The sequence below is a fragment of the Treponema sp. UBA785 genome (assembly GCF_002297065.1).
Lineage (GTDB): Bacteria > Spirochaetota > Spirochaetia > Treponematales > Treponemataceae > Treponema_D.
The window spans coordinates 2784-4455 of sequence record NZ_DBJD01000032.1 but is presented as its reverse complement, the minus strand read 5'-3'; the positions used below and the strand labels follow the sequence as shown (position 1 = coordinate 4455).

The window sequence follows — 1672 nt, the reverse complement described above, 5'->3', positions numbered from 1 at the left end:
GCGGCAGAAGCAAAACGTTTTATTGAAATTATGTTCGGGTCGTCAGGATTCTTCAAGTCCGGGTGGCTTGCAATAAGCTCGGCACGTTTAAAATTCGCATAGCCTTTTCTTTGTATTTTCGGACTATTTGAGGAATTTATCTCCGCGATTTCCCCCGGCTTGTATTTCTTCATCTGCATTGCTTTGCTCCTGTTTTCAATCTCTGAAAATCCGTCTGAGACGCTTCGTGCTTCAAATATATTCAAACGGAACCAGGCTGTTTTTTTGGTCAAGCGGAACTATCATGCCGCTCTGGCAGATTACCGCGCCTTTTCCAGTTTCCATTCCAAGGCTTTCAAGCACGCTGAAATTCTTCAGGGCTTCTTTTGTCGGGTTCGCTCCCTTTTTTATCTCGACAGGGTAGATTTTTCCGTTCTGAACTATCAATAAATCGATTTCTTTTTTGTTGTTGTCCCGATAGTAAAAAAGCCTGTTGCGGACATCAATTCCGGCATTCGCATAGCTTTTTATGATTTCCGAGACAACGTATGTCTCAAACATATTTCCTGCCATCGCGGAAACTTCCAGAGCCTGCGGATTGTTCCAAAGACTCAGATAGCAGCAAAGCCCCGTGTCCATAAAATAAAGTTTTGGACGCTTCACTATCCGTTTTATCGTGTTTGCGGAATAAGGCGAAAGAAGATAGACGATTCCGGATGAGACAAGAATGCTCAGATAGCTTTCGGTCGTCTTTCCGTCGATTCCGACATCTTTTGAAATATCAGACAGATTCACCTCCTGAGCAGTTCTTGCGGCCACGCACGAAATAAATTTCAGGAATTTTGACTCGTTTTTTATGTTGATTAAATCGCGGATGTCGCGCTCCAAATAAGTCTGCATATAAGAGCCAAAAAAATCCTCCGGAGAAAGCTCCGGATCTGTAATCATTTTTGGCATTCCACCGCGGTAAATATCATCAAAAACGGAAGATTTTCCAGCAGTCTTTTTGATTTTTGAAAAATCATTAGACGGCAAAAAGGGAACGGAATCAAGGCTAAAAATTTCCCTACGGCTGAACGAATAAAGCGAAATAATTCCGACACGCCCAGCCAGAGACTCGCTCACATTTTTCATAAGATAGAACATCTGCGAGCCTGTAAGAAAAAACTGGCCGTTGCAGTTTTCAGAAAGAGCATTCTCGTCAACAAAGATTTTTATATACGGAAGAATTTCAGGGGCATACTGAATCTCATCAATAACAAGAGGAGCATTTTCTTTTTTATACTGCTTCAAAAAAAGTTCCGGATCTGACTTTGCAAGTTCCCTCACATTCGGATAGTCAAGCGTAACATAATTTATCTCGCCGTTTTTTTGGGCAAATTCTTTTAAAAGCGTAGTTTTCCCAACCTGACGCGCGCCGCAAACCATTACAACCGGAAAATGCTCCGCCATGAAAGAAAGCCGGTCCAGCACATTTCTATGAAAAATCATAAAGCACCTTTTATACAAATTCGGAATACAACTCCTTATTTGTATAAATTATATATGCTCTTTTTGCTTTTTTCCATAGAAAAGTTGGAATAATTTAGGCATAGTTTATATGCAATTTTCCTCTTTTAATCATTAAACCGCAATCTTTTCAGCTGATTCTGGATTTCTTCCTCTAGATTGCGGCTTTCTTGGAACATTGCGG

General features: G+C 40.8%; 1 protein-coding gene. It reads right to left on the bottom strand.

All coding sequences use genetic code 11. From position 1 onward, the window contains the following. Nucleotides 1-231: 231 nt before the first annotated feature. On the bottom strand, nt 232-1470 hold the full coding sequence (locus B2X33_RS02470; protein WP_296667380.1) for an ATP-binding protein: 1239 nt from the start codon (nt 1468-1470) through the stop codon (nt 232-234). Between the last annotated feature and the right edge of the window lie 202 nt (nt 1471-1672).

What these genes read in the sequence shown, in the direction of transcription:
- B2X33_RS02470 (WP_296667380.1), bottom strand. Translation starts at nt 1,470, where the DNA reads ATGATTTTTCATAGAAATGTGCTGGACCGGCTTTCTTTCATGGCGGAG.